Origin of the sequence: Paraburkholderia heleia NBRC 101817, from assembly GCF_000739775.1 — a bacterium.
GTDB classification, from domain to species: domain Bacteria; phylum Pseudomonadota; class Gammaproteobacteria; order Burkholderiales; family Burkholderiaceae; genus Paraburkholderia; species Paraburkholderia heleia.
Genome location: NZ_BBJH01000020.1, coordinates 76,961 through 96,478, shown reverse-complemented (window position 1 = coordinate 96,478; position 19,518 = coordinate 76,961). Strand labels below are relative to the sequence as shown.

The 19,518-nt window shown below is 65.0% G+C and carries 17 protein-coding genes; 13 read left to right on the top strand and 4 right to left on the bottom strand.

What is annotated here, in order from left to right:
- Positions 1 to 40: 40 nt before the first annotated feature.
- Both BHE01S_RS17250 and phhA read right to left on the bottom strand, forming a co-directional pair.
- Positions 41 to 394, bottom strand: a complete 354-nt coding sequence (locus tag BHE01S_RS17250) for a 4a-hydroxytetrahydrobiopterin dehydratase (protein ID WP_281177760.1) — start codon at positions 392 to 394, stop codon at positions 41 to 43.
- An 86-nt stretch (positions 395 to 480) separates the two neighbouring features.
- Positions 481 to 1,374, bottom strand: coding sequence for a phenylalanine 4-monooxygenase (gene phhA / locus BHE01S_RS17245; protein ID WP_042266021.1), 894 nt, complete (start codon positions 1,372 to 1,374; stop codon positions 481 to 483).
- 141 nt (positions 1,375 to 1,515) lie between these two features.
- Here phhA and BHE01S_RS17240 point away from each other — a divergent pair, with 141 nt between their 5' ends.
- On the top strand, positions 1,516 to 2,007 hold the full coding sequence (locus BHE01S_RS17240) for an Lrp/AsnC family transcriptional regulator (RefSeq protein WP_028203286.1): 492 nt from the start codon (positions 1,516 to 1,518) through the stop codon (positions 2,005 to 2,007).
- A gap of 58 nt (positions 2,008 to 2,065) precedes the next feature.
- On the opposite strand, the gene BHE01S_RS17235 is transcribed toward BHE01S_RS17240, so the two are convergent.
- Positions 2,066 to 2,590, bottom strand: coding sequence for a class IV adenylate cyclase (locus tag BHE01S_RS17235; RefSeq protein ID WP_042266019.1), 525 nt, complete (start codon positions 2,588 to 2,590; stop codon positions 2,066 to 2,068).
- Positions 2,591 to 2,795: 205 nt separating this feature from the next.
- Positions 2,796 to 3,683 (bottom strand): LysR family transcriptional regulator, encoded by an 888-nt coding sequence (locus BHE01S_RS17230; protein WP_042266017.1) that lies wholly within the window; start codon positions 3,681 to 3,683, stop codon positions 2,796 to 2,798.
- Between the two features lie 112 nt (positions 3,684 to 3,795).
- Between BHE01S_RS17230 and BHE01S_RS17225 the strand changes: the two genes are divergently transcribed.
- The 12 genes from BHE01S_RS17225 (at position 3,796) to BHE01S_RS17170 (ending at position 19,515) form a co-directional block, all read left to right on the top strand.
- Positions 3,796 to 5,319, top strand: coding sequence for a CoA-acylating methylmalonate-semialdehyde dehydrogenase (locus tag BHE01S_RS17225; protein ID WP_042266015.1), 1,524 nt, complete (start codon positions 3,796 to 3,798; stop codon positions 5,317 to 5,319).
- Positions 5,320 to 5,436: 117 nt separating this feature from the next.
- Positions 5,437 to 7,140 (top strand): GMC family oxidoreductase, encoded by a 1,704-nt coding sequence (locus BHE01S_RS17220; RefSeq protein ID WP_042266013.1) that lies wholly within the window; start codon positions 5,437 to 5,439, stop codon positions 7,138 to 7,140.
- 369 nt (positions 7,141 to 7,509) lie between these two features.
- Entirely contained in the window at positions 7,510 to 8,289 is a 780-nt protein-coding gene (locus BHE01S_RS17215) for an ABC transporter ATP-binding protein (RefSeq protein WP_042266011.1), read from the top strand.
- Positions 8,286 to 9,056: an ABC transporter ATP-binding protein gene (locus tag BHE01S_RS17210; protein WP_042266008.1), complete on the top strand. Its 771-nt coding sequence runs from the start codon at positions 8,286 to 8,288 to the stop codon at positions 9,054 to 9,056. Before BHE01S_RS17215 ends, BHE01S_RS17210 begins: the two co-directional genes overlap by 4 nt.
- Positions 9,057 to 9,166: 110 nt before the next feature.
- Positions 9,167 to 10,384, top strand: a complete 1,218-nt coding sequence (locus BHE01S_RS17205; protein ID WP_042266005.1) for an ABC transporter substrate-binding protein — start codon at positions 9,167 to 9,169, stop codon at positions 10,382 to 10,384.
- A 117-nt stretch (positions 10,385 to 10,501) separates the two neighbouring features.
- The gene (locus BHE01S_RS17200) at positions 10,502 to 11,386 is read left to right on the top strand and encodes a branched-chain amino acid ABC transporter permease (RefSeq protein WP_042266142.1); all 885 of its coding nucleotides are present in this window, start codon (positions 10,502 to 10,504) and stop codon (positions 11,384 to 11,386) included.
- Positions 11,386 to 12,357 carry a branched-chain amino acid ABC transporter permease gene (locus BHE01S_RS17195; RefSeq protein ID WP_042266140.1) on the top strand — a complete coding sequence of 324 codons (972 nt, stop codon included), beginning with the start codon at positions 11,386 to 11,388 and terminating at the stop codon, positions 12,355 to 12,357. Before BHE01S_RS17200 ends, BHE01S_RS17195 begins: the two co-directional genes overlap by 1 nt.
- 678 nt (positions 12,358 to 13,035) lie before the next feature.
- Positions 13,036 to 14,202, top strand: a complete 1,167-nt coding sequence (locus BHE01S_RS17190) for an ABC transporter substrate-binding protein (protein ID WP_042266003.1) — start codon at positions 13,036 to 13,038, stop codon at positions 14,200 to 14,202.
- 293 nt (positions 14,203 to 14,495) lie between these two features.
- Complete coding sequence (locus tag BHE01S_RS17185) at positions 14,496 to 15,665, top strand: ABC transporter substrate-binding protein (protein ID WP_042266001.1); 1,170 nt, start codon at positions 14,496 to 14,498, stop codon at positions 15,663 to 15,665.
- Between the two features lie 256 nt (positions 15,666 to 15,921).
- On the top strand, positions 15,922 to 16,977 hold the full coding sequence (locus tag BHE01S_RS17180) for a branched-chain amino acid ABC transporter permease (protein WP_042265999.1): 1,056 nt from the start codon (positions 15,922 to 15,924) through the stop codon (positions 16,975 to 16,977).
- A gap of 4 nt (positions 16,978 to 16,981) precedes the next feature.
- Positions 16,982 to 18,769, top strand: coding sequence for a branched-chain amino acid ABC transporter ATP-binding protein/permease (locus tag BHE01S_RS17175; protein WP_084068942.1), 1,788 nt, complete (start codon positions 16,982 to 16,984; stop codon positions 18,767 to 18,769).
- The gene (locus tag BHE01S_RS17170) at positions 18,766 to 19,515 is read left to right on the top strand and encodes an ABC transporter ATP-binding protein (protein ID WP_042265995.1); all 750 of its coding nucleotides are present in this window, start codon (positions 18,766 to 18,768) and stop codon (positions 19,513 to 19,515) included. Before BHE01S_RS17175 ends, BHE01S_RS17170 begins: the two co-directional genes overlap by 4 nt.
- The last annotated feature ends 3 nt before the right edge of the window (positions 19,516 to 19,518 follow it).

Genomic DNA, 19,518 nt, shown 5'->3' with positions numbered 1-19,518 from the left:
CGCGCCGTGCGCACAGCTTGCCCGTGCGTGGTGCCGCTGCTTATGCGCTGAGCGGTCCCGGTGCGATCGAATCGATGAAGCGCGCAAGTTCGATGTCGCGCGAGGTGAGGCCGTCGGCTTCGTGAGTGGAAAGCGTGATCTCCACACGGTTGTAGACGTTGAACCACTCGGGGTGATGGTTCATTTCCTGCGCCTTGATGGCGACGCGCGTCATGAAGCCGAACGCTTCGTTGAAGTCGGCGAAGCGGAAATGGCGCTGGATCGCATCGCGGCCGGCGACGGCCTGCCAGCCGCGCAGGTCGGCGAGTTGCGATGCGCGTTCTTCGGATGTGAGTCGGTTGATCATCGTTGCACCTGTATTGAACTTGAGGCCGGGCGGGCGCCGTGAGCCGATCAGCCATTTTTTCACGTATGGGGCAGGCGTGCGCGCGTCCGCATCAAGGAACGCGCGCGTGCTGCGGCGCAATGCCCGCGTGCCGTTCAGACGTCGCCGCCGTCGAGCCAGCCCGCGCCCGTGCCGCGCGTGATGATCGTGTCGCTGTGCAGCACGCTGCCTGCCGCGTGAGGCGGCGCCGCGACGAGCGCCGCCGGATCGGCCAGGCGCGAAGCGATGCCCGCGCCCAGCGCTTCGAAAAGCTGGGCAAACGAATCGATCACGAAGTAGGTCTTCTGGAACGTGTCGATGCGATAGCGCGTGCGCAGCACGCGGTCGAGGTCGAAGGCGAGCCGGTTGGGCGCTGCGCTCTCCATGCTGTATAGCGTCTCGCCCTTGCTCGAGACGATGCCGGCGCCGTAGATCTTCACGCCGTCGGGGGCGTTCGCGTCACGCATCAAGCCGAACTCCACCGTGTACCAGTAGAGCCTCGCCAGCAACGGCAATGCGCGTTCCTCGACGGCGAGCGCGGCGCGGCCATAAGCGTGAATCGCATCGGCGAAAGTGGGGTTGGTGAGCAGCGGGACATGACCAAACAGGTCGTGAAAGCAGTCGGGTTCCTCCAGATAGTCGAGCTGATCGGCGCGGCGCATCCACCAGGTGACCGGAAAGCGCCGGTTCGCAAGGTGTTCGAAGAAAATGCGCTCGGGTACGAGCCCCGGCACGGCCACGATGCGCCAGCCGGTTGCGGCCATCAGGCATTCGCTCACCTGGGCGAAGGACGGAACATGGGAGACATTCAGGCCGATGCGCAACGCACCCTCCAGGAAGGCATCGCAGGCGCGGCCTTCGAGCAGGGCGCGCTGGCGCCGGTAGAGCCGGTCCCAGACGGCGTGATCGGCCGCGCCGTAACGTTCGAGCGGCTGGTCGATCGTGAAATCGGAACGGGTGATGAGACCCGCGTCGAACTGCTCCTGCAGTTTCGCGGTGGCGGCGGCCATGTTCGTAATGCTCCACTAAAAAGGCTTGCTGTGATGCAAGTCTAGAGCGGTCTGCGCGCGGCATGTGCGCGTACTTCACGATTTGCATCTTGTGTATGCAATAATCGATCGCAAAATTGCTAATTAATGCGGATTTCATTCATGCTTGAACTCGACCATTTCGATCTGGCGCTGCTCGACGTGCTGCAGCGCTTTGGCCGCGCCACGCATCAGCAGCTTGGCGAACAGGTGCCGCTGTCGCCCTCGCAGATCGGCAGGCGGCTGCAGCGCCTCGAGGCGTCGGGCGTGATCGACGGCTATCGCGTGGTGCTGCGGCCCGAAAAACTCGGGCTGGGCGTGACCGCGTTCACGAGCCTCAAGCTCAAGCATCATGGGGACTCGATCATCGAGCAGTTCCAGCAGCAGATCGACGTGCTGCCCGAAGTGCTCGAATGCCATGCCGTGGTGGGCGACGCCGATTATTTGCTGCGTATCGTCGCGCCAGATCTGAACGCGCTCTCGACCTTCGTCATGAAGAAGCTCATGCGCGTGCCCGGCGTGGACAGCGTGCGCTCGAACATCGTGCTCACCACGTTCAAGCGCAACGGGCCGCTGCCGCTCGGGCATCTGGAGCCGGGCGCGCCGGCGGCATGAGTGGCATGGGCGGGAAGGCGCAGCGGGCCGCAAGGGCCCGCCTCGCCGACGACAGACATCAGGCCGCGGTGGCCGTATTGAGCAGATCCACGTAAGCCACGGCGACGAGATCGCTTTCGTCCACGCCGAGCTTCGCGAACACCGCGTGCGCTTCGGCTTCGCCGCCTTGCTCGTCGTCCTCGGGGCCGAGCACCACTTCCAGCTCGACGAAGTCGCCGAGACCGTCCACGCGGTCCAGGTGGATGCGCGTGCGGCCCGCCAGATACACGTGGCGCTCCTTCGAGACGATGCCGCGCGTGGTGAGCGCCGTGGCGAGCAGCGAGTGCATGGCTTCGGCATTGGTGACCGGACTGCGCGTGTAGTAGGAGGCCTTCGGGCCGTCGCGGTCGTCGCGCTGATAGAAGATCAGCTCGGGTGGCGTGCCGTCGTCGAACTGGCGCAGCTTCAGGCGGCCGCGCGGTACGTCGTAGAAGAAGTCCTGCTGGCGAAAGATCAGCGGCGCTTCGGTGGCGAGCTGGGAAGCGCGGTCGCGCAGGGTGTCGAATTGACGGGCGCGGGCTTTGATTTCGATGTTGCGGGCCATGCAAGGCTCCTGTCGAACGAAGGGAACAAGGGGAACGATGGGAGAGGCTGGTAACGCGCCGCGCAGGGTGAACACACCGGAGGGCGTGCCGAAAACGCGGAGCGAATTCCCAATCTATCAAAACTTGTGTGACAGCGCTGTTACGCGACCAGGCCTGCGCTTACGTCAGACATGAACGGCGCACGCGCGTCTTCATGAGGGCGGCTCATATCGCCCACTGCGTTTCGATCGACTTGAGCGCCGCTGCGATGGCGGGCTCGTCGCGCCGCGCGGCGAGCGTGATGAAGGTGAGTTCCGTGGGCACCGCGACGCCTTCGACGATGGTGAGCCCGTGCGCGTGCGCTTCGGCGAGGGCCGTGGAATCGCGCGCGAGCGTGAGGCCCACGCCCGACTTCACGAGATCGAGCATCGACGGCTCCTGGTCCACTTCGGCCACCTTCACGGGCCTCGCGTGCGCGGCCTCGAACAGCGTGGTGAGCAGGCGGTTGTGCGCGGAGGCGGGCGGTGTCCAGATCCACGGCAGCGCGGCGAGCGCGCGCCAGTCGCGCGCATCCTTCACGCGGTCTTTCCAGCCCGCGGGCGCGAGCACGCGGTACTGAAAGCGCGTGAGCGTGATGGCGTGGAAGGTGTCGGGGTCCGGCGCGGGCTGGCCGATGTAGTAGCCCACGTCGAGCTCGCGCGAGCGCACCTGGTCGAGCACCCAGCCCGACATGCCATGGCGCAGCGCTGTTTCGATCTGCGGCCAGGTTTCGACGAGCTGGCGCAGGAAGCCGCCGAGGCGCAGGAATGCCGGATCGAGGATCGTCCCGATGCGCAAGCGCCCGCGTACTTCATGGCGCAGCGCGGCAGCGGCGCGCTGCACGTCGCCCGCGGCGGCGAGCGCGCGTTCGGCGTGCGGCAGCAGCGCCTGGCCGTCGCGCGTGAGCGCGAGGCCGTGCGAGGTGCGCGTGAAGAGCGCCACGCCAAGCGTCTCCTGCAAATGCTTGATCTGCAGGCTCACGGCCGGCTGCGTGAGATGCAGATGGGTGGCCGCACGCGTGAGGTTGCCCTCGCGCGCGACCGTGACGAACGCCCGGAGCAAGGTCAGGTCCATATCCTGATATTAAACCGCCTTATATCGCTGTTGAGCATTAATCATTGGATCGTGCCCCGGCCTCCCGATTACGCTAGGTGAATCGAGGCTTCACGACAGAAGAGGCACACCCATGGGCGAGACACATCGGAGCGAGGCGGGCGTACGCACGCTGACGCACTTCGTCAACGGCAAGGCACTGGCCGGCACGAGCGAGCGTTACGGCGACGTCTTCAATCCGGCGTTCGGCAAAGTGAGCGCACGCGTGCCGCTCGCCAGCGTGGCGGAGGTCGATGCCGCCGTTGCCGCTGCGCAGGCCGCGTTTCCCGCCTGGGCGGAGACGGCGCCGATCAAGCGCGCGCGCATTCTCTTCAAGTTCAAGGATCTGCTCGACCAGCATCACGACGAACTCGCCGAACTCATTACGCGCGAACACGGCAAGGTGTTCTCCGACGCGAAGGGCGAGGTGATGCGCGGCATCGAGGTGGTCGAGTTTGCGTGCGGCATTCCCAATCTGCTGAAGACCGATTTCACCGACCAGATCGGCGGCGGCATCGACAACTGGAATCTGCGCCAGCCGTTGGGCGTCGTGGCGGGCATCACGCCGTTCAACTTCCCGATGATGGTGCCGTGCTGGATGTTCCCGATCGCGCTCGCGTGCGGCAACACGTTCGTGCTGAAGCCTTCGGAGCGCGATCCATCCGCTTCGGTGCGGCTCGCCGAACTGCTCAAGGAAGCGGGGCTGCCCGACGGCGTCTTCAACGTCGTGCATGGCGACAAGGTGGCCGTGGACGCGCTGCTTGCACATCCCGATGTCACCGCGCTGTCGTTCGTCGGTTCGACGCCGGTCGCCGAATACCTCTATACGGAAGGCACGAAGCACGGCAAGCGCGTGCAGGCGCTGGGCGGCGCCAAGAATCACCTCGTCGTGATGCCCGACGCGGACCTCGACCAGGCCGTCGATGCCCTGATCGGCGCCGCCTACGGTTCGGCCGGCGAGCGCTGCATGGCGATTTCGGTGGCAGTGGCCGTGGGCCATATCGCCGACGAACTCGTCGAGCGTCTCACGCCGCGCGTGAAGGCGCTGCAGATCGGCAGCGGCATGGACGGCGCCTCGGAGATGGGGCCGCTCGTCACGGGCGGACATCGCGCGAAAGTGCAGGGCTATATCGAAGCGGGCGTGGCCGCGGGCGCGAGGCTTGTCGTGGACGGGCGCGGCCACGAGGTGCAAGGTCATGAGGACGGCTTCTTCCTCGGCGGGACGCTGTTCGACGACGTGAAGACCGACATGACGATCTACAAGGAAGAGATCTTCGGCCCAGTGCTTTCGGTCGTGCGCGTGCCCGATTTCGCGAGCGCCGTCGACTTGATCAACGCGCACGAATTCGCCAACGGCGTGTCGTGCTACACCTCGGACGGCGGCGTCGCGCGCGCCTTCTCACGCCAGATCAAGGTGGGCATGGTGGGCATCAACGTGCCGATTCCGGTGCCGATGGCATGGCACTCGTTCGGCGGCTGGAAGCGCTCGCTGTTCGGCGATCACCATGCCTACGGCGAGGAAGGCGTGCGCTTCTACACGCGTTACAAGAGCATCATGCAACGCTGGCCCGACAGCATCGCCAAGGGCGCGGAGTTCACCATGCCGGTAGCGAAGTAGGCGGGGCGCAAGCCGGGCGATTCGAAAGGAATCCGAAACGTTCGATGCCACCGGCCCGCAGTAATCGCAGTTCAGGAACTACAACATAAAGAAAGCAGTCATCGCTGGAGACACATCATGCCTGCACCGGGTGAAGCTCAGGCCGCGCGCCGCCTCGAAGGCGAATTCGATTATGTGATCGTAGGAGCCGGCACCGCAGGCTGCGTGCTTGCCAACCGCCTGACCGAGGACGCGGACGTCTCGGTGCTGCTCATCGAGGCGGGCGGCACCGACGACTATCACTGGATCCACATTCCCGTGGGCTACCTGTATTGCATAGGCAATCCGCGCACGGACTGGCTCTACAAGACCGCCGCCGAAAAAGGCCTCAACGGCCGCTCGCTGTCCTACCCGCGCGGGCGGGTGCTGGGTGGCTCGTCGTCGATCAACGGCATGATCTACATGCGCGGCCAGCGCGAAGACTACGACGGCTGGGCGCGCGAGACGGGCGACTCCGGCTGGTCGTGGGACAGTGTGCTGCCCGTATTTCGCCGCAGCGAAGACCATCACGGCGGCGCAAGCGAATTTCACGGCGCGGGCGGGCAATGGCGCGTGGAGAAGCAGCGCCTGCGCTGGCAGATTCTCGAATCGTTCGCGCACGCCGCGCAAGAGCAGGGCATTGCCGCAACCGACGACTTCAATCGCGGCGACAACAGCGGCGTGGGCTATTTCGAGGTGAACCAGAAGCGCGGCGTGCGCTGGAACGCGTCGAAGGCGTTCTTGCGCGCGGCGATGAAGCGGCCCAACCTCACGGTCGTGACCGGCGCGCTCACGCAGCGCGTGATATTCGAAGGCAGGCGCTGCGTGGGCGTGGAATATCGCGGCGACGTCGATTACGTCGCGCGGGCGCGTTGCGAAGTGATCCTGAGCGCCGGCGCCGTGAATTCGCCACAATTGCTCGAGCTTTCCGGCATCGGCGACGCTGCGCGGCTCGCGCAGCTCGGCATTGGCGTCGTGCAGGATCTGCGCGGCGTGGGCGAGAATCTCCAGGACCATCTGCAGTTGCGCATGGCGTTTCGCGTGAACGGCGTGCGTACGCTCAACACGGCCTCCGCGCACTGGTGGGGCAAGCTGATGATCGGCATGCAGTACGCGCTCTTCCAGAGCGGGCCCATGTCGATGGCGCCCTCGCAGCTCGGCGCGTTCGCGAAATCGGACCCGGGCGACTCCGCGCTCACGCGGCCCGATCTCGAGTATCACGTGCAGCCGCTTTCGCTCGACCGCTTCGGCGAGCCGCTGCACCGCTTCAACGCGTTCACGGCCTCGGTGTGCAACCTGCGGCCCACGTCGCGCGGCAGTATCCACGCCGTTTCGGCGGACCCGTCGCAGGCGCCCGCGATCGCGCCCAATTATCTGTCGACCGATCACGACCTGCGCGTGGCGGCCAGCTCGATACGGCTCACGCGGCGCATCGCGGCGTCTGCCGCGCTCGCGCGTTACGCGCCGCACGAGATCCTGCCGGGGCTCGCGTTTCAGACCGAGGAGCAGCTGCGCGAGGCGGCCGGCAACGTCGGCACGACGATCTTTCATCCGGTCGGCACGTGCCGCATGGGCCGCGCGGACGATCCCGACGCCGTGGTCGACGCGCGTCTGCGTGTGCGTGGCGTGGAGGGCCTGCGTGTGGTGGACGCCTCGATCATGCCGACCATTACCTCGGGAAACACGAATTCGCCGACGCTGATGATCGCGGAGCGCGCCGCCGAGATGCTGCGCGCCGACCGTCGCGCGGGGGCGCGTGCGCAAACGGCGGCTGCCGCCGGTGCCACGCTGACGACCGCCTGAGGGTAGGGAGCGACGCGCAAGATTGCGTCGATTCGATGACGGGACGGCACGCGCGCGCAAGCGCTTCCACGCGCGTGTTTCCGCACGCCTGCGGGATGCGGATTTGCGTCGATCGTGTGTATAACGTGCGCGTATCTTTCGTCTAACGTCCGTCAACTGTGGGTTGTAATGTTTGCTGTCATTGTGGCGCTCCCTTAAGTGCAAATCCCAATGATTGCGCTGCATCATTGGCGAGACAATGACGCGAAGTCGGCAGGCGCGCGTTGCGCGCATCGGGAGGCGCGCCGCCACGTCCGCGCCGGACCTCACCGTGTACCACGAGTCACGGACGGTCTGCAGTGTTACGCCTTACCACGCTCGGAAGGGGACATGATTCTCGGCGACACCATTCTGGAGACGCGCGGCCTCACGAAACAGTTCAAGGGCTTCACGGCCGTGAACGGCGTGAACCTGCGCGTGTGCCGCGGCTCGATCCATGCACTGATCGGACCGAACGGCGCCGGCAAGACCACCTGCTTCAATCTCCTCACCAAATTCCTCGTGCCCAGTGCGGGGCGCATCGTCTTCAACGGCATCGACATCACGCATGAGCGGCCCGCGCAGATCGCGCGGCGCGGCATCATCCGCTCGTTCCAGATTTCGGCCGTGTTTGCGCACCTCACGGCGCTGCAGAACGTGCGCGTGGGGCTGCAGCGCTCGCTCGGCACCGCCTATCACTTCTGGAAGAGCGAACGCACGCTCGCGGAGCTCAACGACCGCGCGATGGACCTGCTCACCCAGGTGGGCCTCACCGATTTCGCCGACGTGCCCACGGTCGAGCTCGCGTATGGCCGCAAGCGCGCGCTGGAAATCGCCACGACGCTCGCGATGGAGCCCGAGCTGATGCTGCTCGACGAACCGACCCAGGGCATGGGCCACGAAGACGTGGACCGCGTGACGGCGCTCATCAAGAAGGTATCGAGCGGGCGCACGATCCTCATGGTCGAGCACAACATGAACGTGATTGCCGGCATCTCCGACACCATCACGGTGCTTCAGCGCGGCGAGGTGCTCGCCGAAGGCAGCTACGCCGAAGTCTCGAAGAATCCGCTCGTCGCCGAGGCCTACATGGGCAGTGCGGACGCGGCGCTGACGGGGGCGCACGCATGAACACGGTCACCGAACGCGAGACGGCGGCGGCCGCCGGCGCAGCCGGGAGCGCGATGGCGCTGGAGATTGCGGGACTGCAGGCGTGGTATGGCGAGTCGCACATCCTGCACGGCGTGGATCTGTCCGTCGGGCGCGGCGAGGTCGTGACGCTGCTCGGGCGCAACGGCGCGGGGCGCACGACGACGCTGCGCGCCATCATGGGGCTCACCGGGCGGCGCACGGGCTCGATCCGCATTGGCGGGCACGAGACGATCCAGATGCCGACCTATCGCATCGCGCATTGCGGCGTAGGCTACTGCCCCGAGGAACGCGGCATATTCTCGAGCCTCTCGTGCGAAGAAAATCTGCTCCTGCCGCCGCACATCGGCGCGAAAGGCGCGAAGCTGGCCGAGGGCATGTCGCTCGACGAGATCTACACGATGTTTCCCAATCTCGCCGAACGGCGCAACAGCCAGGGCACGCGGCTTTCCGGCGGCGAGCAGCAGATGCTGGCCGTGGCGCGCATCCTGCGCACGGGCGCGAACCTGCTGCTGCTCGACGAAATATCGGAAGGCCTTGCGCCGGTGATCGTGCAAACGCTCGCGCGCATGATTCTCACGCTCAAGTCGCGCGGCTACACGATCGTCATGGTCGAGCAGAACTTCCGTTTTGCGGCGCCGCTCGCGGACCGCTTTTACGTGATGGAGCACGGGCGCATCGTCGAGCACTTCGGCACTGCCGAGCTCGAGGGAAAGATGCCGGTGCTGCACGACCTGCTGGGCGTTTAATTTTCGGTTTCTGTTTTGCCGCGCGACGCAACGGTGCCGCGCGAATCGCTTTGCCTCCGGTGTTCATGGAGTGTTCCTGAATAACTACGCAACCAAGGAAGGAGACTGCAATGAGAAAAACCACGTTCGCGCGGCTCGCGGGCCTTTTTGCCGCCTCGGCAGCTGCGATGGCGTTCAGCGCGGGGAGCGCGCAGGCCGCCGACGACGCGGTGAAGATCGGCTTCATCACCGACATGTCCGGCCTTTACGCCGACGACGACGGCCCGGGCGGCCTCACGGCGATCAAGATGGCGGTCGCGGACTTCGGCGGCAAGGTGCTCGGCAAGCCGATCCAGATCGAGTACGCCGATCACCAGAACAAGGCCGACATCGCCGCTTCGAAGGCGCGCGAATGGTTCGACCGTGACGGGCTCACCATGCTGCTTGGCGGCACGAACTCGGCGACCGCGCTGGCGATGAACCAGGTCGCCCTGGAAAAGAAGAAGGTGTACTTCAATACGGGCGCGGGCACGGACGCCCTGACGAACGAGCAGTGCACGCCGTACACGGTGCACTACGGCTATGACACGGTGGCGCTCGCGAAGGGCACGGGCCTCGCGGTGCTCAAGCAGGGCGGCAAGAGCTGGTTCTTCCTGACCGCCGACTATGCGTTCGGCAAGTCGCTCGAGAAGAACACGGCGGACGTCGTGAAGGCGAACGGCGGCCAGGTGCTCGGCGAAGTGCGCCATCCGCTCTCGGCGTCGGACTTCTCGTCGTTCCTGCTGCAGGCGCAAGCCTCGAAGGCGCAGATCCTCGGCCTCGCGAACGCGGGCGGCGACACGGTCAACGCGATCAAGGCCGCGAAGGAATTCGGCATCAACAAGACGATGAAGACCGCGGCGCTGCTGATGTTCCTGCCCGACGTGCACAGCCTCGGGCTCGACACCACGCAGGGCCTCGTGCTCACGACCGGGTGGTACTGGGACCAGAACGACGACACGCGCAAGTGGGCGCAGCGCTACTTCGAGCAGACGAAGAAGATGCCGTCGGAACTGCAGGCGGCCGACTATTCGGCGGTGACGACGTATCTGAAGGCGGTGCAGGCGGCCGGCACGACGGATTCCGACAAGGTCATGGAGCAGCTCAAGAAGACCAAGGTCAATGACTTCTATACCAAGGGCGGCTACATCCGCCAGGACGGCGTGCTGATCCACGACATGTATCTCGTCGAGGTGAAGAAGCCGTCCGAGTCGAAGAGGCCGTGGGACTACTACAAGGTGCTGCAGACGATCCCGGGCGAGCAGGCCTATACGACGAAGCAGGAGAGCAAGTGCGCGCTGTGGAAGTGAGCGCACGCGCGTCAATGCTGTAGTCGGATGCCGCGCCCGGCGCCCCGAGGTGGGTGCGGCGGGCGCGGCATGATTGCGTAATCCGTTAATGCGTTAATGCGTCAATGGGCGGCTTTCATGACGATTTTTGGCATTCCGCTTCCGGCAATGCTGAGCCAGTTGCTCCTTGGGCTCGTGAACGGCTCGTTCTACGCCATCCTGAGCCTCGGTCTCGCGGTGATCTTCGGCATGCTCAACGTGATCAACTTCGCCCACGGCGCGTTGTTCATGCTGGGCGCGATGCTCACGTGGATGGGGCTCGCGTACTTCGATCTGCCGTACTGGGCGATGCTCGTCGTCGCTCCACTCGTGGTCGGCCTGTTCGGCGTCTTCATCGAGCGCTCCATGCTGCGCTGGCTCTACCGGCTCGATCATCTGTACGGACTCCTGCTCACTTTCGGCCTCACGCTCGTGGTCGAGGGCGTGTTCCGGTCGATCTACGGTTCGTCGGGGCAGCCCTATGACGTGCCCGACCTGCTCGCCGGCGCGACGAATCTCGGCTTCATGTATTTGCCCAACTATCGCGCCTGGGTGGTCGTGGCTTCCCTTACCGTGTGTTTCGCGACCTGGTTCGTGATCGAGAAGACACGCCTCGGCGCGTATCTGCGCGCGGGCACGGAGAACCCCAAGCTCGTCGAGGCGTTCGGCATCAACGTGCCGCTCATGATCACGCTCACCTACGGCTTTGGCGTCGCGCTCGCGGCGTTCGCGGGCGTGCTCGCCGCGCCCGTGATCCAGGTCTCGCCGCTCATGGGCCAGCCGATGATCATCACCGTGTTCGCCGTGGTCGTGATCGGCGGCATGGGCTCGATCATGGGCTCGATCCTCACCGGCCTCATGCTCGGCGTGATCGAAGGCTTCACGCGGGTATTCTGGCCCGAGGCCTCCGCGACCGTGGTGTTCGTAATCATGGCGATCGTGCTGCTGATTCGCCCCGCTGGCCTCTTCGGCAAGGAACGATGATGCAAAGAAAAGCGCTCTATGGGTTGTTGCTGATCGGGCTGATCGCCGCGCCGTTCGCCGGCGCCTATCCGCTCTTCGTGATGAAGGTGCTGTGCTTCGCCTTGTTCGCCGCGGCGTTCAACCTGCTGATCGGCTACACGGGCCTGCTTTCGTTCGGCCACGCGATGTTTCTCGCGAGCGCGGGCTATACGGCCGGCTACGCGATCCAGTCGCTCAATTTCACGCCGGAGGCGGGCGTGGTCGCGGGCACGGCGGTGGCCACGCTCCTCGGACTCGTGGTCGGCATCTTCGCGATTCGCCGGCAGGGCATCTACTTCTCGATGGTCACGCTCGCGCTCGCGCAAATGGTCTACTTCGTGTTCCTGCAGGCGCCGTTTACGCATGGCGAAGACGGTCTGCAAGGCGTGCCGCGCGGCAAGCTGTTCGGCGTGCTTTCGCTCGATTCCGATCTCGCGCTCTACTACGTCGTGCTGGTCGTGCTGGTGCTCGCGTTCGGTCTGATCGTGCGCATCGTGCATTCGCCGTTCGGGCAGGTGCTCATCGCGATCAAGGAGAACGAGCCGCGCGCGGTTTCGCTCGGCTACGACACCGACCGCTTCAAGCTGCTCGCGTTCGTGTTGTCCGCGGGGCTCGCGGGACTGGCCGGCGCGCTCAAGGTACTCGTGCTCGGCTTCGAGACGCTCGGCGACGCGTACTGGACCATGTCCGGCCTCGTGATCCTCATGACGCTCGTGGGGGGCATGGGCACGCTGTTCGGGCCGCTGCTCGGCGCGACGCTGATCGTCGCGCTGGAGGACCGGCTGGGCGACATCGGCACGGCGCTCGCAAGAGGGACGGGCGTGGAGTGGTTCCGCTCGCTCGGTGAGTCCACAACAATCGTCACGGGCATCATCTTCATTGCCTGCGTGCTGGCGTTCCGGCGCGGCATTGTTGGCGAGATCGTGGCGCGCGTGCGGCCCCTGCGCGCGTGACGGCGGGGCGTGCGAGGACTGCTGCGGACTACGATAGAATAGTGGCCCCGCCGGCTCGGGCTGGCGTAGCGCACGCAACGATGTCGCGTTGCGGCATGCCACGGCGGCCGCCATGCGACAATTCGGTGGCGCCGCGCCCCATTTCGGTGCCGCACTGCACCACTAGGGTAAATGCTAGTTGCTGCTGAGGGGGGTGAAGTTTAAAGTTTCACCTAGTTCTGATGCACCGAATTTGCAGGTGGAGAACGAGGAGACAACTGAGGCACCAAGTGCCCGGACAAGGAAGCGCTGTTGGATGAGAATCCAACAGCGCTTTTTATATTTCTGCTCGCCTGTTTTCAACGGCGAACCGATTATTTCTTCCACTGCGAAGCGTTCGACTTACGCACCTTCGGACGCACCGGCTATCCCTTCCCAGGTTACGCAAATCGGGCCGCCCGGCCGGCTTCGCCCGCTGCACAAGCGTTTGCGCATTGCGAGCGCGCACGCTTTGGCGCTGTAAGCTGATGGAAAGCGCTTGCCATCTGAATACACAGGCCGCTACACTCGCCAATCACCGACCATGCGGTCAGCATTTTTGCGTTGATTTTCCGCGGCCGATTATCGATTTGTCTGTGAGGTCGTCGGCCGCGGCGCAATTGCGTGGCAATAAAGAAAACGAATATCGAAGGAGTGGAGATGCAGTTGGTTTTGCGCTGGATGGGGGCGGCCTGCGTCGCGACCGGGGTGCTCGCGGCGACGGCCGGCGGGGCGTATGCGGATGTGAAGATCGGTGTGACGCTGTCGGCTACGGGGCCGGCTGCCTCGCTCGGGATTCCGGAAAGGAACACCGTGGCGCTGCTGCCGAAGGAGATCGCGGGCCAGAAGGTCGATTACATCGTGCTCGACGACGCCACGGATTCCACGCAAGCGGTGAAGAACGCGCGCAAGCTCACGAGCGAAGATCACGTCGACGCCTTGATCGGCTCGACGGTCGTGCCCAACTCGCTCGCCATGATCGACGTGGCTGCGCAAACATCCACGCCGATGATCTCGATGGCCGCAGCGGCTTCGATCGTCGAGCCGATGGATGCCAAACGCGCGTGGGTCTTCAAGACGCCGCAGAATGACGCGCTGATGGCCGGCGCCATCGCGCAGCACATGGCCGCGCACGGCGTGAAGACGGTGGCCTTCATCGGCTTCGCGGACGCTTATGGCGAGAGCTGGTACAAGGCGTTCAGCGCGGCTGCCGCCAAACAGAACATCAAGGTCGTCGCGAACGAACGCTTCGCGCGTAACGACGCATCGGTCACGGGCCAGGTGCTCAAGATGATCTCGCAGCACCCCGACGCGGTGCTGATCGCGGGTGCGGGCACGCCGGCCGCGCTGCCGCAGAAAACGCTCAAGGAGCGCGGCTACGCAGGCAAGTACTACCAGACCCACGGCGTGGCCAACAACGACTTCCTGCGCGTGTGCGGCAAGGACTGCGACGGCACGTATCTGCCCGCCGGGCCGCTGCTCGTCGCCGATCAATTGCCCGATTCGAATCCCGCGAAGCAATCGGCGCTTGCGTACAAGGCAGCGTATGAAAAGGCCTTTGGCGCGGGCTCGATCTCGACTTTCGGCGGCCACGCGTGGGACGCGGGCCTCCTGCTCCAGCGCGCGATCCCGGTCGCGCTGAAAGCCGGTCAGCCGGGCTCGAAGGCCTTTCGCGATGCGCTGCGCGCCGCGCTCGAAAACTCGCACGACGTGGCAGGCGTGCACGGCATCTTCAACATGAGCGCGACGGACCACGCGGGTCTCGACCAGCGCGCCCGCGTGATGGTGGAGATCGCCGGCGGCAAGTGGAAACTCGCCGGCGATTGAGCGCCGGTTGCATGACGCGCGAAACACCAAAAGGCACGCTCGGTTGAGGTGCCTTTTTTGTTGCCGTTACAACGGCTTTGCAGCAGCAGGTGAGCAGGGAGTCAGGCAGTCGATAAAGCGGAGAGCGCGCCCTGACGCGCGGCGGCTTGTGCGGCGCCGCAGGCAGGGAAAACCATGCATTACATGCGCGATCCCGATTACTACACTCAAAGGCCGGCGTCGATTTACGAACATCCTAGTAATCGGCGCGGGATCAATCGACAACACGCAGACCAGGCGTTTGGAGACGCGCAATGAAAACGAAGAAGTGGGTTTTGAGCTCGATGAGTGCCGCACTCGCAGCGGCACTGATGGGCACGGCGGGCATCGCCGCCGCGCAGGTGAAGATTGGCGTGACGCTCTCGGCAACGGGGCCGGCCGCGTCGCTCGGCATTCCCGAGAAGAACACCATCGCGCTGCTGCCCAAGGAGATCGCGGGCAAGAGCGTGCAATACATCGTGCTCGACGACGCCTCGGACACGAGCAAGGCCGTGCAGAACACGCACAAGCTGATCGACGAAGACCACGTGGACGCGATCATCGGCTCGTCGGTCACGCCGAACTCGCTCGCGATGCTCGACGTCGTCGCGCAGGGCAAGACGCCGATGATCTCGCTCGCCGCCTCCGCCGCGATCGTCGAGCCCATCGACGCGAAGCGTCAGTGGGCCTTCAAGACGCCGCAGAACGACAGCCTGATGGCCGACGCGCTCGCGAGCTACATGGAGAAGCAGGGCGTGAAGACGGTGGGCTTCATCGGCTTCACCGACGCCTACGGCGACAGCTGGCTCAAGGAGTTCACCAGCGCGGCCGCGAAGCACAACCTCAAGATCGTGGCGAGCGAGCGCTATAACCGCACCGATTCGTCGGTGACGGGCCAGGCGCTCAAGCTGATGTCGGCGAACCCCGATGCGATCCTGATCGCCGGCTCGGGCACGCCTGCGGCGCTGCCTGCGACCACGCTCAAGGATCGCGGCTACAAGGGCAAGGTCTACCAGACGCACGGCGTGGCGAATAACGACTTCCTGCGCGTGTGCGGCAAGGATTGCGAAGGCGAGCTGCTGCCCGCGGGCCCGATTCTCGTGGCCGACCAACTGCCCGATTCGAACCCCGTGAAGAAGTCGGCGCTGGCCTACAAGACGGCCTACGAGAAGGCCTATGGCGTGGGCACGGTGGCGACCTTCGGCGGTCATGCGTGGGACGCCGGCCAGTTGCTCCAGCGCGCGATTCCGGTCGCGCTGAAGGCGGGCCAGCCCGGCACCGAGGCGTTCCGCGTGGCGCTGCGCGCCGCGCTCGAAAACTCGCAGGACGTGGCGGGCGCGCACGGCATCTTCAACATGAGCGCGACGGATCATGCGGGCCTCGACCAGCGCGCGCGCGTGATCGTCGAGATCGTCAACAACAAGTGGAAGCTGCAGAGCGAATAACGTGCGGCACACGGGAAAGCGCGGCGCGTTTTCCCGTGAAACATGCACGCGTGTCACGGCGTCATTCTGGCCACTGACAATCGAGCACAAGCAAAAGCAAGCAAGAACAGGCATGTCCGGCGTGCGGCCTCGTCGCCGCGCGCCGGCATTTCACACGTGCAGTCCGAACCGCGCCTCCGACGGTTCACGCCAGCATTGCCGTTTTCTCGACGTCGTTGTTTTTCCGGGTTCCAGAAGGTTTCAGGAAGAGGGGAGTATGGATTTATCGATCGCCGCGATCCTCGCGCAGGACGGCATCACCACCGGTGCGATCTACGCGCTGCTTGCGCTTGCCCTGGTGCTGGTGTTCTCCGTCACGCGAGTCATCTTCATCCCGCAGGGCGAGTTCGTTTCGTATGGCGCGCTCACGCTCGCCGCGCTGCAATCGCAGAAGTTTCCGGCCACCTGCTGGCTGCTCGTCGCGCTCGGCGCGGCATGCTTCGTGGTCGAGGCCGCCGCTCTCGTGCGTCACGCCGAACGGCGGCGTCATGCGGCGCGCACGCTCGTGACGCTTGCGGGCAAGTATCTGCTCTTTCCCATCGCGCTCTACGCGCTGACGCGCGGGGTAGCGAGCCAGCCGCTGCCGATGCTCGTCCAGATTGCGCTCACGCTCGCGATCGTGGTGCCGATGGGCCCCTTCATCTATCGCCTTGCCTATGAGCCCATCGCCGAGGCGACCACGCTGCTGCTGCTGATCGTGGCGGTGGCCGTGCACTTCGCGATGGTGGGCCTCGGGCTCGTGATGTTCGGCGCGGAAGGCTCGCGGACGAACGCGTTCTCCGACGCCACGTTCAACATCGGCAGCCTGTCGATCTCGGGACAAGGCCTCTGGGTGATCGGCACGGCCGCCGTGCTGATCGTCGCGCTGTATCTCTATTTCGATCGCACGATTTCGGGCAAGGCGCTGCGCGCGACCTCGGTGAACCGGCTCGGCGCTCGGCTCGTCGGCATCGGCACCACCCAGGCCGGGCGGCTCGCGTTCACGCTCGCCGCTGGCCTCGGCGCGCTGTGCGGCATTCTCGTCGCGCCGCTCACCACCATCTACTACGACTCGGGCTTCCTGATCGGCCTCAAGGGCTTCGTAGGCGCCATTATCGGCGGCCTGGTGAGCTATCCGCTGGCTGCGGCAGGTTCCGTGTTCGTCGGCCTGCTGGAGTCGTACTCGTCGTTCTGGGCGAGCGCTTACAAGGAAGTGATCGTGTTCACGCTGATCATCCCCGTGCTGCTGTGGCGCTCGCTCGCGACGCCGCACGCCGAAGAGGAAGAGGAGTGACGCAATGAAACGATTGGTCATGCACAACCGCTTCTTCTGGCTGTTCCTCGTGGTGATGTTCGCCTTGCCGGTGCTGCCGCATCCGGTGCATGTGCCCGAGTACTGGATCACGCTGCTCAACTACATCGGCCTGTATTCGATCGTCGCGATCGGGCTCGTGCTGCTCACCGGCATCGGCGGGATGACGAGCTTCGGGCAGGCGGCATTCGTCGGGCTCGGTGCTTACGCGAGCGCCTATCTGACGACGCAGTACGGCGTTTCGCCGTGGCTCGCGCTGATCGTCGGCGTGGTGATCACCGGGCTCGTGGCGCTCGTGCTGGGGCTCGTCACGATGCGTCTGTCGGGCCATTTCCTGCCGCTCGGCACGATCGCCTGGGGCCTCGCGCTGTTCTTCCTGTTCGGCAACCTCGACATGCTCGGCAAGTACGACGGCATCAACGGCATTCCCGTGCTGAACGTGCTGGGCATCGACCTCGAATCGGGCCGTCATATCTACTACCTGATCTGGGTCGTGGTGCTTGTGTCCGTGGTGTCTGTTCAGAATCTGCTTAATAGCCGCATGGGCCGGGCGATTCGCGCGCTGCGCGGCGGCGGCATGATGGCCGAGGCAATGGGCGTGAACACCGGCTGGATGCGTGTGGTGATCTTCGTCTATGCGGCCGTGCTCGCAGCCGTTTCGGGCTTCCTGTACGCGCATTTGCAACGCGCAGTGAACCCGACGCCGTTCGGTCTGAATCACGGCATCGAGTATCTGTTCATGGCCGTGGTGGGCGGCGTGGCGCACGTCTGGGGCGCGGTGCTGGGCGCGGCGATTCTCACCGTGCTGCAGGACTGGCTGCAAACGCTGCTGCCGAAGCTGCTCGGCGAGAACGGCAACTTCGAGATCATCGTGTTCGGCATTCTGATGGTGCTGCTGCTGCAATACGCGCGCCGCGGCGTCTGGCCGTTCGTGGCGCGCTTCTTCCCGCGCGCTCCGCAGGCGCATGTGCCCGAGCATGCCGAGCCTTTGCCGCAGCGCAGCAAGCCGACCGCCGGCGAAATGCTGCTGACGGTGAACAAGGCGCGCAAACAGTTCGGCGGCCTCGTGGCCGTGAACGATGTGAGCTTCGAAGTGAAGGCGGGGCAGATCATTGGCCTGATCGGTCCCAACGGTGCGGGCAAGTCGACGACCTTCAATCTCGTGACCGGCGTGCTTCAGCCGACGAGCGGCGAGATCACGTTCCGCGGCGAGCGCATCGACCGTCTGACTTCACGTGAAATCGTCGCGCGCGGCATTGGCCGCACGTTCCAGCACGTCAAGTTGCTGCCGACGATGACGGTGCTCGAGAACGTCGCCATCGGTGCGCACCTGCGTGGCCGCGCGGGCGTGCTGCGCAGTGTGGCCAAGCTCAATGCGGCGGAAGAAGGGAAGCTCATGAGCGAGGCGGCGAAGCAGATCCGCCGCGTGGGCCTCGAACAGCATATGTATGACGAAGCGGGCAGCCTCGCGCTCGGCCAGCAACGGATTCTGGAGATCGCTCGCGCGCTGTGTTGCGATCCGACCTTGCTGCTACTCGACGAGCCTGCGGCTGGCCTGCGTTACCAGGAAAAGCAACAGCTGGCGGCACTGCTGCGCAGACTGAGAGAAGAGGGAATGAGCGTGCTGCTGGTCGAACACGACATGGATTTCGTGATGAATCTCACCGATCGCCTCGTGGTGATGGAGTTCGGCACGCGCATCGCAGAAGGGCTGCCGGAAGAGGTACAGAGAGATCCGGCCGTGCTGGAAGCGTATCTGGGCGGGGTGGAATGATGAAGGCTCCCGTACTGGAAGTTTCCGGACTCGCGGTTCGCTACGGCAAGATCGAGGCGCTGCACAAAGCGGCGATCAAGGTGGGCGCGGGGCAGATCGTCTCCGTGATCGGTCCGAACGGCGCGGGCAAGTCCACGCTGCTCAACGCCATTATGGGCGCGCTGCCCGTGACGGGGCACGCGAGCGGCCGCATCGCCTATATGGGCGAAGAGATCGGCGCGTTGCCGATCGAGCGGCGGGTGGCGCGCGGCATGTGTCTCGTGCCGGAAAAGCGCGAGCTGTTTGCCTCGATGACGGTGGAGGACAACCTCGTGCTCGGCGCATACCGCCGCAAGCGCTCGGGTGAACGTAATTTCCTCGATCAGCTCGAACCGGTTTTCACGCTGTTTCCGCGCCTGAAGGAGCGCCGGGCGCAGGCGGCTGGCACGCTCTCAGGCGGCGAGCGCCAGATGCTCGCGGTCGGCCGCGCATTGATGGGCAAGCCTGATCTGTTGATGCTGGATGAGCCGAGCCTCGGTCTTGCGCCGCTGATCGTGAAGGAAATCTTCCACATCATCAGTGCGCTGAGACAAACCGGCGTTGCGACGCTGCTCATCGAGCAGAACGCGCGTGCTGCACTGCAGATTTCCGACTACGGCTATGTGCTGGAAACCGGAGATCTGGCGCTAGAAGGGGCGGCGGGAGAGTTGGCGCAGAATCCACGCGTGATTGAAACGTATCTCGGGCTGGCAAAGAAGCCGGTCTGACTT